We start from the raw sequence: 14,497 nt of genomic DNA on the forward strand, positions 1-14,497 counted from the left end.
ACCCCTCAAAAGCACAATGTTACTGTGCCTCTGAGGGGACTTCATTACCCGATTTTTGAACGTAAGTATGCGTTAATGAATGGATCTAAATCGCCATCCATCACCGCTCCTACATTACCTGTTTCTTCATTTGTACGATGATCCTTCACCATTGAGTAAGGATGGAATACGTATGAACGAATTTGTGAACCCCAGCCGATTTCCTTCTGTTCGCCACGGATTTCATCTAGCTGTGCTTGCTGCTTTTCAATCTCTAATTGATAAAGCTTCCCTTTTAACATCGTCATAGCTTTTTCACGGTTTTTAATTTGTGAACGTTCTGCCTGACATTGTACGACAGTACCAGTAGGAGTATGCGTAATACGAACAGCTGAATCTGTCGTATTAATATGCTGACCACCTGCTCCTGTTGCACGATACGTATCAATTTTTAAATCCTCTGTGCGAATATCAATTTCAATATTATCATCGAATTCAGGCATAACATCGCAAGAAACGAATGATGTATGACGACGACCCGAAGAGTCAAACGGTGAAATACGTACTAAACGATGAACACCTTTTTCTGCTTGTAAATAGCCGTAAGCATTATGACCCTTAATGGACAATGTTACAGATTTAATACCTGCTTCATCTCCAGGAAGATAATCAACTGTTTCCACTTTAAAGCCACGTTTCTCAGCCCAGCGTGTGTACATACGAAGTAGCATTGAGCCCCAATCCTGAGATTCCGTACCACCTGCTCCTGGGTGCAGCTCTAAAATCGCATTGTTTTGATCATAAGGGCCACTTAATAGTAATTGCAGCTCAAAATCGCCCATTTTTTGCTGGAATTCTACTAATTCATTGCCTAGCTCCTCCTGCAATTCTTCATCAGGCTCTTCTTGCAATAGCTCTAGCGTCATATCTAGGTTCTCGTGTGTTTCCACTAAATCTTTATATTCATTAACAATTGCCTTTAAGCCATTGCTCTCATTAATGATTACCTGTGCACCTTGCTGGTCATCCCAGAAGCCTGGCTCAAGCATCATTTCATCTAATTCCTGCATGCGTGCCTCTTTGTTTTCTAAGTCAAAGAGACCCCCTAAAGTCCGCCAATTTTTTGGCTGAAGTGTCTAACGCGTTACGTACATCTGCTAATTCAATCATTGTTAAATCCTCCGAACATTTTTAATGGGGCTGGTTTTAAAAGCTTAAAAACAGGTTAAGAAATGAATTTAAAATACTTCTCCCTCATTTCTTTCAAGCCCCGTATCACTTCATTATAACGTTTTTACGAAGGAAAACATACTTTTTTACAACACTGTTTTGTTTCTATCTTTATCATCGTCAAAGATAACGTTGTTCGTCATTCGCGGGAATACTCTGCCTTGATCATATTGAACTAATAGCTTAGTTCGTTTTTCCAGTTTATATTTTAGTAAATACGCTCTTTGAATTCTGTATTCAAATGATCTGAAACTTAGATCCACAGTAATTTCATAGCCGTTCATAAAAATTACTTTTGTATTCTTTTTATCCATAGCTTGATAGTCCAGGATATGATGGACAGCAAACCATTGACATTCAGGTCTTATATAAGACTTACTTGGAAACCATACAATATTACTTCGTTCATGAACAACTATTGGATTTTTATTCAACTTTCCTAGTATCATTCTCGATCCATCGAGAGCCCCTCTTAAACTTGAACCAAAATATCGTAGATTATAATCCATTAATTTTGTCGGCGCTAATTTTGAAATATATTCGTTATCCCTTTCAATTACGCGTGTGCACAAGTTTCCCAAGGCATCATACTCCGGCTTATACAGCATCGTTTCGCTACTCATAATGTCATCATACTGCATTGTTAACCCTCCTTTATTTTTTTAGAAATATATTGGTATACCCCAATGCATTTCCTCGAGAAGGTCTTCCGCGGACTGCTGTTCTCGAGGATTTTTTATCTCCACATATCAATCACCTCCTCTGTCATTTATCACAACTTTCAGACTATAAACTTATATTCATAATAAATCAGAAAAAAGTTATAAACATTACCCTTTTCATTGAACTATTTACCTATTGTTGTAGTATTATGTACCTTTTTCTGAATTTTTAGATATTTCATTGCATTAAATCGTGAAAATATCCTAAACATAGAAAAAAGACCATTTTAACTTATCGTTAAAATGGTCTTTTCCGTCATTATAATGTTATTGACCTGCACCATGGCAGTTTTTAAATTTCTTACCGCTTCCACATGGACATAAATCATTACGCCCAACATTTTCAGCCTTACGGACAGGTTGCTTTTTCGGAGCTGAACCGCCATCCTCTTTCGGATTAACAGCTTGACCTTTTGCAACTTCCTCACGCTCTAAATTATTATGGATCTCTGCCTTCATCGCATATTTTGCTACATCTTCGCGAATGGAAGCAACCATATCCTCAAACATAGCAAAGCCTTCTTGTTGATACTCACGAAGAGGGTCATTTTGACCATATGCACGAAGGTGGATACCTTGACGTAGCTGATCCATAGCATCAATATGATCAATCCACTTCGTATCAATTGAACGTAATAAGATAACTTTTTCAAATTCACGCATACGCTCTGATGTAAGCTGTTCTTCTTTTTCATCATAACGTGCTTGGACAGTGTTCGAAATTAGCTGGTTAATCTCTTCTACAGATTTACCTTGGAAATCTTCCATCTTCAGAACGCCTTCATCCAATAGGTTTGCAGCGACAAAGTCATCAATCGCTTTTAAGTTCCAATCCTTCTGCTCACCTTGCGTATATACTGCGACAATGTCATCGATTGTTTCTTGAATCATCGACTCAACAAGCACGCGCATATTTTCTGTTTCTAATACGTCGTAACGCTCTTGATAAATAATCTCACGTTGCTGACGTAGCACATCATCATATTGTAATAAACGTTTACGAGAATCGAAGTTATTACCTTCAACACGTTTTTGAGCCGATTCTACCGCTCTTGAAACAACTTTAGATTGAAGTGGCTGTGAATCATCCATCCCTAATTTCATCATCATGGATTTCATATTATCAGAGCCGAAACGACGCATTAATTCATCTTCTAGTGACAGATAGAATTGAGTAACCCCTGGATTCCCTTGACGACCAGAACGACCACGTAGCTGATTATCGATACGACGAGATTCATGACGCTCCGTACCAATTACCGCTAGACCGCCAATCTCCATTACACCTTCTCCAGGCTTAATGTCTGTACCACGACCAGCCATGTTCGTAGCGATCGTTACGGCACCCTTCGTACCAGCATTCGCAATAATTTCTGCTTCACGCTCATGGTTCTTCGCGTTTAAAACGTTATGTGGGATTTTATGTTTATTCAACAAATCCGAAATAATTTCAGATGTTTCAATAGCAACAGTACCGACAAGAACTGGTTGTCCAGCTTTATGGCGCTCTGCAATATCTGCCGCCACCGCTTTATATTTTCCTTCCATAGAAGCAAAAATTAAGTCAGGACGGTCATCACGAGCAATTGGCTTATTCGTTGGAATCGCCACAACACTCATATTATAAATATTACGGAATTCTTCTTCCTCTGTTTTCGCTGTACCTGTCATACCTGAAAGCTTTTGATACATACGGAAATAGTTTTGGAATGTAATTGTCGCCATCGTCATCGATTCATTTTGAATCTCTACGCCCTCTTTGGCCTCGATTGCCTGATGCAGCCCATCTGAGTAGCGACGACCTTTCATTAAACGACCAGTAAAGCCGTCAACAATAATGATTTCGCCCTCTTGTACAACATAATCAATATCATTATGCATACTTACATGTGCCTTTAACGATTGGTTAATCGCATGGTTTAAACGTACATGCGTTAAATCAAATAGGTTATCAATGCCAAATGCTTTCTCTGCCTTTTCAACACCAGCATCTGTCAACGTAACACCCTTTGTCGACTCTTCATATGTGTAATCCGTTTCCGCACTTAACATACGAACAAACGCATTAGACTGTTTATAAAGCTGCGCCGATTTCCCAGCCTGACCCGAAATAATTAATGGCGTACGCGCTTCATCAATTAAAATTGAGTCAACCTCATCGATTACCGCAAAATGTAGCGGACGTTGTACACGTTCTTCTTTATAAAGCACCATATTATCACGTAAATAGTCAAAGCCTAACTCATTGTTCGTACTATACGTAATATCAGCTTCATAAGCAGCACGTTTTTCTTCTTTTGACAGGCTGTTCAAATTTAAACCAACCGTTAAGCCTAAGAAATTATATAGATGTCCCATTTCCTCAGCATCACGACCCGCTAAATATTCATTGACTGTTACAACATGTACGCCTTTACCAGTAATGGCATTCAAGTAAACAGCCATCGTAGCCGTTAACGTTTTACCTTCACCAGTTTTCATTTCCGCAATATTACCTTCATCTAATGCCGCAGCACCCATAATTTGCACACGGAATGGGTACATCTCTAACACACGCTTTGATGCTTCACGACAAACCGCAAAAGCTTCCGCACGAATCGACTCTAAAGGCTCTCCGTCGGCAAAGCGTTTTTTAAATTCTTCTGTTTTCGCTTGTAATTGATCATCTGAAAGCTGTTCCATTTGAGAAGCGAATCCCTCAACCTGGTCAGCGATTTTTTCTAATTTTTTTAGTTCACGTTTATTGAAATCAAATAATTTATTTAATAGGTTTACCATGAATTTTTTCACTTCCTATATAGTCTCAACTTTCATTTTACCATTGTATAACAGATTCATGCAAACAGAGTCCCTAGCATAAAAAGAAATCCTTGGCGTAATTGCGTCCGGATTTTGAATTGTGCTAAGGCCTGCACTACGCAGGTCAGTTAGCCGTTGTCGCATGAAGCGACGGTTTTAGGCTAACATCCTTATATTGACTCCTTTCGAAATCTGTGACATCTGCCAGAGGTTTATCTTTATTCAGTAGGCGTTTGGAGAAAAGATATACCTGCAATCATTCCACCACCTATTGAGATAAGAATGTTCTACTGAATGAAGATAAAAAAGGCTCCCGCTATGGCGAGAGCCCTTGAACATGTTTAAGATTAAGTTGTTTCAATTAAGCCGTATTTACCGTCTTTACGTTTATAGACAATATTTGTGCCGTTTGATTCCGCATCTGTAAAGATATAGAAATCATGCCCTAGCATATTCATTTGTAAAACAGCTTCTTCTTGATCCATCGGTTTTAAATCAAATTGCTTTGTACGAACAATTGAGTATTCATCTTCCTCTGTCACTGCATCAGCGGCTGCTTGAGAAGTAGCAAAATAAAGGCCTGTACCTTCACGCTCACGGAATTTACGGTTTACTTTCGTTTTATGCTTACGGATTTGACGTTCTAATTTATCAACGATCAAATCAATCGCAGCATACATATCTGTATGACGCTCTTCTGCACGAAGAGTTAAGTTCTTCATCGGAATTGTAACTTCCACTTTAGTTTGCTTGTCATTATAAACCTTTAAATTTACGTTAGCGTTGGCGTTAACATCTTCGTTAAAATAACGTTCAACTTTCTCGACTTTGTTCTCAACATATTCTCGAATAGCTGGAGTTACCTCAATATTTTCACCACGAATGTTAAAGTTTAACATGTAAACTCCTCCTTTATAACTGCTATACTTTATATTTCTACACAAGTGTGCGAAATTCCTCTAAAATAATTCTTTTTTTCAAAAAAAAATTTTTTCCTGCATGAGCAGTATCTGTAAAAGCAACGAAGCTAGGTGATTGATGAACAAAATCTCTCACTGATGAATGTTTCACTTTATAAATGAATATTATTTAGTTTTGCCTCATCCGCTTCTTTTCTTCGGCGCAACTTCAACTCTTCGACAATCAAATCTTCAACCGATTCTTGATCATTGAAATTCACACCATACTGCTTACCAGTACCAAAAGGACGGCTCCAAATGACTTCTCCATAAGCTCGTACCTCTCTTGTATCCAGAATAAAGCGTAAATCCAAAGGACGAGGATTAACACCTAAATCCACCTCAGTAAACATCTTTAACCCTCGTGGACTTATATCAAGCAAATCAGCCATTGCCGTTTGTGCTTGATTGTCTCTACCATTCTCGTATATCGCAAAAGTCATTTGAACAGGCTCCTCGAATTTAAATCGAAAGCCTTCTTGGCGCTTAAATATCATTTTCCCACCTCAATACTATTCTAAACATCTATTTAGCTTGATTATGGCACGGTGCATGTTTTACATCCAGAGGGAATAAGTAACATATTTTACTGAATAAAGTCCTATTTTATGAGTAAATCAATTATGCCTCGGCATAATTGCGTCCGGAAGCGGCTTTGTGCTAGCACAAAGCATTCCTTTCCGATTCCGTGACATCCGCCGGAGGCTTTGGGCCAACGTGATGTTGGTCACTCAGTCGTTGCCACAGGACGTGGCGTTCTTAGACTGAGTTCCTCTATTTCAGTGGGTGTTTTGACACCTGCTGAAATAAGTTAAACGTTCCCTTTTATACGATGATGTAAATGTCATTTCTCGCTTTTCTCGAAAAGAAAAGAGACCATCATGAATTGATGGCCTCTATGTTGTCTAAATTTGTCCAGCGTTACCCTGACCGAATTGCTGCTGTCGATTAATGCGAATTACTTCCTTCCATGTATCACGGAATTCCGTCACTAATCCCTCAACTTCTTCAATAATAGTGACATCACTTTGAATGTTTGCCTCGACTAAGCGACGGTTGATATATTCATAAAGGGCAAACATATTTTTTGACACTTCGATATCCATATTCAAAGTCGACATCAGCTCGCTAATAATCGCCTGTGCTTTGATAAGATTAGTATTTTTTTCTTGGATATTCTTTTCTTGAATTGCTAGCTTAGCTTTGTGCAAGAACTTTAAACATCCATTATAAAGCATTAACGTCAGCTCACCAGGGGAAGCAGTGGTAACACTATTTTGTTTATACGCATTTTGTGCTGTTAAATTTGCTGCCAATAAAAGACAACTCCTTTGAAAGGTTACTTAATTACTAGTTTAAACCATAATATGAAGAAAAGCTAATAGGTGAATGTTAATTCTTTTTGTCATAATACATCCCATCCATCACACGAACATTCGAATATGGATTGAAGTATTGCTCTTCACTTTTCTTCGTTTTCTGTAAGTTTGCCATATCCTGTTTTACGGCGCCCATAACAGCAGCCAATCGTTCTTTTATCCCGTTATCTAATTCCAGTAACGTTCGATGAATTCGATTCTGTTCATCGAATTTAAAGCCTTCTTGAACTAAATCTTCAATAATCTTTCCACGCTTGTCTAACATACTGTTAATATTATCAATATATTCATCGCGCTCTTCACCATTTGGAATATCACCCAAAAGCTTAAATAAATTAGCTGATACCTGTAATAGTTGATTTATTAGTTGCATAATTTTCTCCTACCTTGCTAATTAGAAGCCTGCACCTTGCATAAACATACTTGATTGCTGGTTTGCTTTATTGATTGCTTTCTCCATGGCTGTGAATTGTTTCCAGTATCGAGCTTCGATATCTTTTAACTTTGCTTGTAATTTAGTAATGCGATCATCAGATTCAACAATTTTCTTACCTAAACTATATGTGTGATCTGTTGCTCCTTCTCTACCAGCCTTTTTTTCAATATTCTTTTGAAGTGTTTCAATTTCAGCAGTTAAACGTTGTGAAATACCACGTGAATCTTTTGTAACTTTTCTACCATTTTCATCAGTTGTCGTAGTTACACTTCCTGTATTAGTAAACATTTGAACAACTTGATCAGGGTCTTTAGCTAATGCTTTATCCAGTTTAGCATCATTAATTTTCAGTTTTCCACCATCCGATAATTTATCAGATGTTGTAATGCCAATTTCAGCTAATGAATCTATTGTGTCGTCCCCAAGTCCGTTTACCGATGACATAAACTGCGTACGGATTTTAGCTAAGCCATCTCGAATTAAGGAATCGCTACGTAATAAACCACTTTTTGCTTTTTCATCCCAAAGCTTTTGTTCGTTTTCAGACATATCTTTACGTTGTTCACTTGTTAGTGCTGGATAGTCACGATATTTCTTCTCTTTTAATGAACTATTTAGCGAATCTACCATCTCATTGTAATTTTTAACAAACTCTTGAATAGAGTCTTTTATACTTTTGGTATCAGTCGTTGATGTAAGATTTACAGCCGCTACAGCTGGAGAAGTATCATTTGCCACGCTATCCGATGCTGCTTTTGCATTATCATAAGATTTTTGTGCTTCATCTAGACGTTTTTGACCCGCCACTGCATTGTTTTCAGCTGTTTTATATGCAGCTGCATTTTCGTTATTTGTTTTCTCAATGGCACTAAACTGTTGAAAATCTTCTAAGGAACCACTTAAATCAGCTAATTTATTTAAATCCATTGAATCCATCTTGCCGAATTTATCTTTAATAGCGTCATCTTTTCCTGCTAAAATTTGTTCAATTTCACTTCCTGTTTTTCCTTTAATTTCGGATAAGAAAGCAATATCATCAGTTGTTAGGTCATTTAAAAATTTCTTATCAAGAGTTTTATATGAATTTTCAAAATCAACTTGATGTGCACGTTCAAGTATATCTGCACCATCCGGGCTTTGTAATGCCTGTAAATCATCGGATGATAGTCTTAATAATTTTGCTTTTTGTTCATCTGTTAAGCTGGAATTATTAATAGATGATTTAATACTATCTGCATCTGTGTAATCAATGTTCAAAGATTGTAGGTCAGACAAATCTCCAGAGTTTAGGAGCGCAACCTTCCCTACATTTGAAAGTTTATCAAATTTTTCCTGTTGATCAGCTGTTAAATTATTTTCCCCAAAAGTATTCTTATATGCATTTTTATACGTATTATCTCGATAGCTTTCATATGCAATACGCTTACTGTCTCTTTCTGCTTCTAAGCCAGGTAGAGCAGCCTGTGCATTATTTAATTCTACTTGTGCTGCTGCCAAGCGATCAGCTGCACCTGACTTTGCATTGAAAGTTGACTTCAGTGATACCTCAAAACCAGAGATTGTAAAAGTATTTGATGAACGCTCCATTGAAATGCCATTTACTTTAAAGATTGCATTTTTACCTGAATTTGTTGTCGCATTATCCATACCTAATGCATCGAACAATTCTTTCCCTTGTCCAAATACAATTTCGCCGTTACCACTTTTTACACTACCAGAATTATTTGCAGTTAGTGATAACTGTCCATTTTCGAATAGTGCTGTAACACCTGCATTGCTTTGATTGATTTTTTTCACTAAATCATCAACTGTATCATTTGTTGGGTCGAAGGTAATTGTCGTTGCCTTTTCTGCTAAATTTCCATTTTTATCAATAGCTTGAATCTCTACTGACTTAACGGATTCTCCTACTAAAGCAGACAATTTTGTTGTTCCAGTGTACCCTGTCTGACTACCAATCATTTGAGTTGATGTAGCTAATTGTGTAACACTTTCTATATTGAGCGTTCCATTAGCTGTACTTGTTGCCTTTACAGTGGCTAAGTTTTCATTGGAAGATGTAGCTGTCTTTTTCATCATGCTACTTTGTAACCGCATACTATCCTTTAAAAACTGATTAAATTTCTGGGTTGTTTTATTAACATCGCGGTAAGCATCCCGTTGCCATTCGAACGTTTGCTTTTTTTGATAAGTTTTATCCAAAGGCACTCTTTCTGCCTGCATCAGTTTCTCTACAAGACTATCAATATCCATCCCTGACGCTAATCCGCCCATTCTCATTACCATGTTTATTTCCTCCCAATTTCCGTTTAAATTTTCTCGTCTACAATCATTCCAACCATTTTTTGCATTTCATAGAAAGCATCTAATAATTTTTTAGGTGGAATTTCCTTAACAACTTCCTCAGTATCACGATTCACTATCGTCACATAATAGCGTTCCAAGCCATCATGATAAACAAACTTCGAGGAACTGTGATTTATTTCCAAAAATTCATTTACAACATCTACAGCTTGTTGTAGTTTTTCTTTTGAAATTTCCTGTTCTTCTCCAACAGTAGTTGCTTTTTCTACTACTTGTTGAGAGTCGGTTACTTTTGAAACATTAGGCGTTATATTTTCCTGTACATTCATTGCTTTTGTATTAGTTGGTGCAGTAATCGTATCATTTGACTGCCCTTGGGATGCAATACGCATGAAACTCAACCTCCTAAACTTTTCAATTGCTTACCATTATTATCGGAAGCATTTTGTATAGTTTCACGTTTTTTGGTAAACAAATGCTTAGTAACTTGTTAAGTCTTCATTTCATTTTTAGACAAGCTATAGTTAAAAAACCTCGAAATCACACAATGTGCCATGTGATTTCGAGGTCTTTTTAAACTTTTAATTAATCATTTTTTGCATATACTCTTCTATATCAATCATGGTTTCAAATGCTTTTGTTTCGCTATCCTTTCGTACTCCAATGTAAATCTTACATTTTGGTTCTGTTCCAGAAGGTCGAATACAAATCCATGAACCATCTTGTAATCTATATTTGAGAACATCCGTTTTTGGTAAAGATAATGCTTGTTTCTCACCGTTTGCAAGATATGTGAAACCAACTTTGTAATCTTCTGTTGCTATAACTTTTATTCCAGCAATTTCGGCAAGTTTTTTGTTTCTAAATTGCTCCATAATATTGGTTATGCGTTTCTGTCCCTCCATCCCCTCATATGTAAATGACAACAATTTTTCTTGATAGTATCCATGTTGTTGGTAAAGGGAGTTCAGTACATCTAAAAGTGTTAAATTTTGTTCTTTGTAATAAGAAGCCATTTCTGAAGTTAAGAGCGCAATTTGTACTGCATCTTTATCTCTTACAAAATTCCTTGCTAAATATCCATAGCTTTCTTCATAACCAAATAAAAATGAATGCTCACCAGTAGTCTCAAATTCCTCAATTTTCTCAGCAATATACTTAAAACCTGTAAGTGTATTTATTGTTTGTATGTTAAAACTATCTGCAATTGCTGTCCCTAACTCTGAGGTTACAATAGTTTTTAACATCGCCCCATTCGAAGGTAAAGTTCCTACTCTTTGCATTGTAGAAAGTATATAGTTTAACAATAAAGCTCCAAGTTGGTTCCCTGTCAAAAGTTGATACTGGTCTTCATTAAGTATCGCTACACCAAGACGATCAGCATCTGGATCTGTAGCTAGTATTAATTCAGCTTCAACTTCCTTCCCTAAAGCAACCCCCATTTGAAAAGTAAGAGTTTCTTCTGGATTTGGATACAACACTGTTGGAAAATCGCCATCTTGAATAGCTTGTTCGTTAACAATATGTACATTTGTAAAGCCTGCCTCTTTTAAAGCACGCTTTGTCGGCACAAGACCTGCACCATGCAAAGGAGTATAGACTATGTTTATATCCTTTTTACCATTAGCTTGAACAAGTGTTTTTAGAGCAGCATTATACGCATCATCCAATTTTTCTAGCATCTCAATGCAATAACCCGATGTTAATAATTCATCTTTTGTGAGAGAATGAATTTTAAAAATATCTTCTACACTTTTCATATGTTCAGAGACTTCATCGGCAAATTGAGGTGTTAACTGTGCTCCATCTTGTCCATATACTTTAAAACCATTATATTCTTTAGGATTATGACTTGCTGTAATAACTACTCCGGCATAAGCCGCTAAATATCGAATAGCAAAACTTAATTCAGGAGTTGGTCTACTTTCACTAAATACATAACTTTGTATACCATGCGCAGCCAGAACTCCTGCTGTTTCATAAGCAAACTCCTGTGAAAAATGTCGTGTATCATACGCAATAACGACACCACTTATTTTCGCCGCTTCTCCCTGACATTCAATTTGACGAGCTAATCCTTCAGCTACTAAACGAATGGTATGAACATTGATACGATTCGTGCCGGCGCCTAACCTCCCACGCATTCCACCCGTACCGAAAGGAACTAACTGATAGAATTGATCTTCTATCGCTTGTTTTTTATTAGCAATTTCCAAGAGTTCATCTTGATACATACTACTCGCTTTTTGTCGCCATAACTCATACAACTCTCTATGCACGAACCTTCACCACATCTTCCTTTAACAACTCTAACATTTTCTTTTTATATGCTTCTACACCAGGCTGATCAAATGGATTCACCTCAAGTAAGTTAGCACTGATAACACACGCTTTCATAAAGAACATCATCAAATATCCAACATGATATGCATCTAACTTTGGCAATTCTATACGAATAACAGGTACGCCACCTTCTTCATGTGCGAGTGCTACCCCATCTTTTGATGTTGCATTTACCTCATTCATTGATAGACCAGCTAAATAATTCAGATCATCTATATTTTCAGCAGAAAAAGGGATTTCAATATCTTCTTCGATATTATCAAAGTGAATAAGTGTTTCAAACATTATACGACTACCATCTTGAATAAACTGTCCAATAGCGTGTAAATCTGTCGAATAGTTCACGGTTGAAGGATATAGCCCTTTATGCTCTTTCCCTTCACTTTCTCCAAATAGCTGTTTCCACCATTCATGCAATTTATTAAGTCTTGGCTCAAACGAGGCAAGCAGTTCAACTGAATAACCTTGTTTATATAATGCATAACGATTACTAGCATAATCGACTGCACTATTCGATTCACTAGAAAAATCTAATTCCGCTTGTCTTCCGCCACGAACAAAAGCTTCTATATCAATACCTGCAACAGCAATTGGTAATAAACCTACAGGCGTAAAGACAGAATAACGTCCTCCAACTTCAAACGGAACAGTAAACTGGCGATATCCTTCTTTTTTTGCAATTTGCTTTAAGATTCCTTTTTCAGCATCAGTAGTAACAATTATTCTTTTACGTGTCTCCTTACCATATCGTCGTTCCATATATTTTTTTACAACTCGAAAGGCAAGCGCAGGCTCCATCGTTGAACCAGACTTTGAAATAACATTGACATAAACGTCCTTCGTATCTAAATAAGATAATAGCTGCTTTAAATAGGCACCACTCATATTATTTCCAGCATATAAAATTTCAACACCGTTATTAGTATGGAAATAAGGAGTTAGAGCATCAATCACCGCACGTGCACCAAGAAAAGAACCACCTACACCAATAACTAGAAAAATTTGTGCTCTTGAATTTATCTGATTTGCAACATTTTGAATCGTAAAAAGCTCTTGCATAGTAACAGGATTATAATGCTGCATGCTAGGATTTTCTGAAATTTTCATTTTAGGAATATTAGCTAGTGGATGAAAATTAATCATATCGTCAACTCCTGTTAAAAACAGCTTACTCTTTTAAGAGCAAGCTGTGTGTTGTACTACTTATTTCGGCTGTTTTAGTAATTCTTTAATATTCGACACAATTATTGATATATCTTCAACTGTCATATTTGGATGAATTGGTAACGTTAAAGCTTTTTCGTACCACTTTTCAGCAATTGGGCATATTCCACGTTCATAACCCAGTTCCTGATAATATGGATGCCAATAGACAGGAATATAATGTACATGAACTCCTATATTAAAAGATCTCATTTGTTCAAATACAAACTTCCGAGATATTCCCTCAAGCTGAAGCATATACAAATGCCAGCCGGAATTAGTTTCCTCTAGCTGCTGTGGAACGATAATTCCTTCTATATCTTGAAATGCCTCCGTATAAAGGGCTGCAATTTCACGACGGTGCTGGATAAACGTATCAATTTTAGTAATTTGAGATAAGCCAAGTGCAGCTTGTAAATCAGTCATTCGATAATTATAGCCGAGGTCAGTCATTTCATAATACCAACCACCTTGATCAGCTGAATAGTCCGTTCGTTCAATACCATGACTACGAAATAGTTGTAATTTACGATAATAATCCTCATTATTCGTTACAATAATACCGCCTTCAGCTGTCGTAATTGGCTTAACTGGATGGAAGCTAAACATTGTCATATCTGCCTGTGTACCAACTTTTTCCCCTTTATATTCAGCACCAAGAGAGTGAGCACCGTCTTCAATCACAACTAGATTGTGTTCACGTGCGATATCCATAATGGCATCCATATCTGCTGGTTGACCTGAAAAATCAACCGGAATTATTGCCTTTGTATTTGGTGTAATCTTTTCTCTTATCTCTTTAGGATCAATGTTGTAAGTACTTGCGTCAATATCAGCAAATACAACTGTTCCTCCCATATAACGCACACAGTTAGCACTTGCTGCAAATGTAATGGGTGAAGTAATTACCTCATCCCCTTCGCTTATACCTGCTGCAAAACAAGCTGCATGAAGTGCTGCAGTTCCGTTACAAAATGCAACTGCATATTGAGCGCCAACATAATCAGCAATTGCCTGCTCAAACTGTTGAATTTTGGGTCCTTGTGTTAAAAAAGGTGAGCGTAATGTTTCTATAACAATCTGTATGTCGTCTTCATCAATCGATTGACGACCATAGGAAAGAAATTCAGGCAATTTTTTCAT

The 14,497-nt window shown here is 37.0% G+C and carries 12 protein-coding genes; all 12 read right to left on the minus strand.

Annotated features, from left to right (window positions below; translation table 11 throughout):
• Positions 1 to 44: 44 nt before the first annotated feature.
• Positions 45 to 1,149, minus strand: a protein-coding gene (prfB, locus tag AC3WSK_RS09105; protein WP_427413545.1) for a peptide chain release factor 2 whose coding sequence is annotated in 2 segments (ribosomal slippage) — positions 45 to 1,073 and positions 1,075 to 1,149 — 1,104 coding nt in all. Because the reading frame shifts where the segments join, the coding sequence is not laid out codon by codon here.
• Between the two features lie 146 nt (positions 1,150 to 1,295).
• A complete protein-coding gene (locus AC3WSK_RS09110; RefSeq protein WP_079559524.1) occupies positions 1,296 to 1,850 on the minus strand; it encodes a competence protein ComK in 555 nt (184 codons plus the stop codon).
• Positions 1,851 to 2,198: 348 nt separating this feature from the next.
• On the minus strand, positions 2,199 to 4,709 hold the full coding sequence (gene secA / locus AC3WSK_RS09115; RefSeq protein ID WP_079559523.1) for a preprotein translocase subunit SecA: 2,511 nt from the start codon (positions 4,707 to 4,709) through the stop codon (positions 2,199 to 2,201).
• A gap of 368 nt (positions 4,710 to 5,077) precedes the next feature.
• Positions 5,078 to 5,629, minus strand: a complete 552-nt coding sequence (hpf, locus tag AC3WSK_RS09120) for a ribosome hibernation-promoting factor, HPF/YfiA family (RefSeq protein WP_079559522.1) — start codon at positions 5,627 to 5,629, stop codon at positions 5,078 to 5,080.
• A gap of 173 nt (positions 5,630 to 5,802) precedes the next feature.
• Positions 5,803 to 6,186 (minus strand): PilZ domain-containing protein, encoded by a 384-nt coding sequence (locus AC3WSK_RS09125; protein ID WP_492411761.1) that lies wholly within the window; start codon positions 6,184 to 6,186, stop codon positions 5,803 to 5,805.
• A gap of 408 nt (positions 6,187 to 6,594) precedes the next feature.
• Positions 6,595 to 7,005 carry a flagellar export chaperone FliS gene (fliS, locus tag AC3WSK_RS09130; protein WP_427481809.1) on the minus strand — a complete coding sequence of 137 codons (411 nt, stop codon included), beginning with the start codon at positions 7,003 to 7,005 and terminating at the stop codon, positions 6,595 to 6,597.
• A 76-nt stretch (positions 7,006 to 7,081) separates the two neighbouring features.
• Entirely contained in the window at positions 7,082 to 7,441 is a 360-nt protein-coding gene (fliT, locus tag AC3WSK_RS09135) for a flagellar protein FliT (RefSeq protein WP_427481808.1), read from the minus strand.
• Positions 7,442 to 7,462: 21 nt separating this feature from the next.
• Entirely contained in the window at positions 7,463 to 9,790 is a 2,328-nt protein-coding gene (fliD, locus tag AC3WSK_RS09140) for a flagellar filament capping protein FliD (protein WP_427481806.1), read from the minus strand.
• A 23-nt stretch (positions 9,791 to 9,813) separates the two neighbouring features.
• Positions 9,814 to 10,200: a flagellar protein FlaG gene (locus tag AC3WSK_RS09145; protein ID WP_427481804.1), complete on the minus strand. Its 387-nt coding sequence runs from the start codon at positions 10,198 to 10,200 to the stop codon at positions 9,814 to 9,816.
• A gap of 189 nt (positions 10,201 to 10,389) precedes the next feature.
• Complete coding sequence (locus AC3WSK_RS09150) at positions 10,390 to 12,042, minus strand: phospho-sugar mutase (RefSeq protein WP_492411968.1); 1,653 nt, start codon at positions 12,040 to 12,042, stop codon at positions 10,390 to 10,392.
• Between the two features lie 37 nt (positions 12,043 to 12,079).
• On the minus strand, positions 12,080 to 13,294 hold the full coding sequence (locus tag AC3WSK_RS09155; RefSeq protein WP_492411765.1) for a glucose-6-phosphate isomerase: 1,215 nt from the start codon (positions 13,292 to 13,294) through the stop codon (positions 12,080 to 12,082).
• A 60-nt stretch (positions 13,295 to 13,354) separates the two neighbouring features.
• Positions 13,355 to 14,497, minus strand: a complete 1,143-nt coding sequence (gene pseC / locus AC3WSK_RS09160; protein WP_492411767.1) for a UDP-4-amino-4,6-dideoxy-N-acetyl-beta-L-altrosamine transaminase — start codon at positions 14,495 to 14,497, stop codon at positions 13,355 to 13,357.

The sequence above is a fragment of the Lysinibacillus sp. EB271-A1-10B genome, assembly GCF_058791335.1.

Coding starts and splice junctions, on each gene's coding strand:
- fliT (WP_427481808.1), bottom strand. CDS start 7,441: ATGCAACTAATAAATCAACTATTACAGGTATCAGCTAATTTATTTAAG.
- AC3WSK_RS09150 (WP_492411968.1), bottom strand. CDS start 12,042: ATGTATCAAGATGAACTCTTGGAAATTGCTAATAAAAAACAAGCGATA.
- AC3WSK_RS09155 (WP_492411765.1), bottom strand. CDS start 13,294: ATGATTAATTTTCATCCACTAGCTAATATTCCTAAAATGAAAATTTCA.
- secA (WP_079559523.1), bottom strand. CDS start 4,709: ATGGTAAACCTATTAAATAAATTATTTGATTTCAATAAACGTGAACTA.
- fliD (WP_427481806.1), bottom strand. CDS start 9,790: ATGGTAATGAGAATGGGCGGATTAGCGTCAGGGATGGATATTGATAGT.
- pseC (WP_492411767.1), bottom strand. CDS start 14,497: ATGAAAAAATTGCCTGAATTTCTTTCCTATGGTCGTCAATCGATTGAT.
- hpf (WP_079559522.1), bottom strand. CDS start 5,629: ATGTTAAACTTTAACATTCGTGGTGAAAATATTGAGGTAACTCCAGCT.
- AC3WSK_RS09125 (WP_492411761.1), bottom strand. CDS start 6,186: ATGATATTTAAGCGCCAAGAAGGCTTTCGATTTAAATTCGAGGAGCCT.
- AC3WSK_RS09110 (WP_079559524.1), bottom strand. CDS start 1,850: ATGCAGTATGATGACATTATGAGTAGCGAAACGATGCTGTATAAGCCG.
- AC3WSK_RS09145 (WP_427481804.1), bottom strand. CDS start 10,200: ATGCGTATTGCATCCCAAGGGCAGTCAAATGATACGATTACTGCACCA.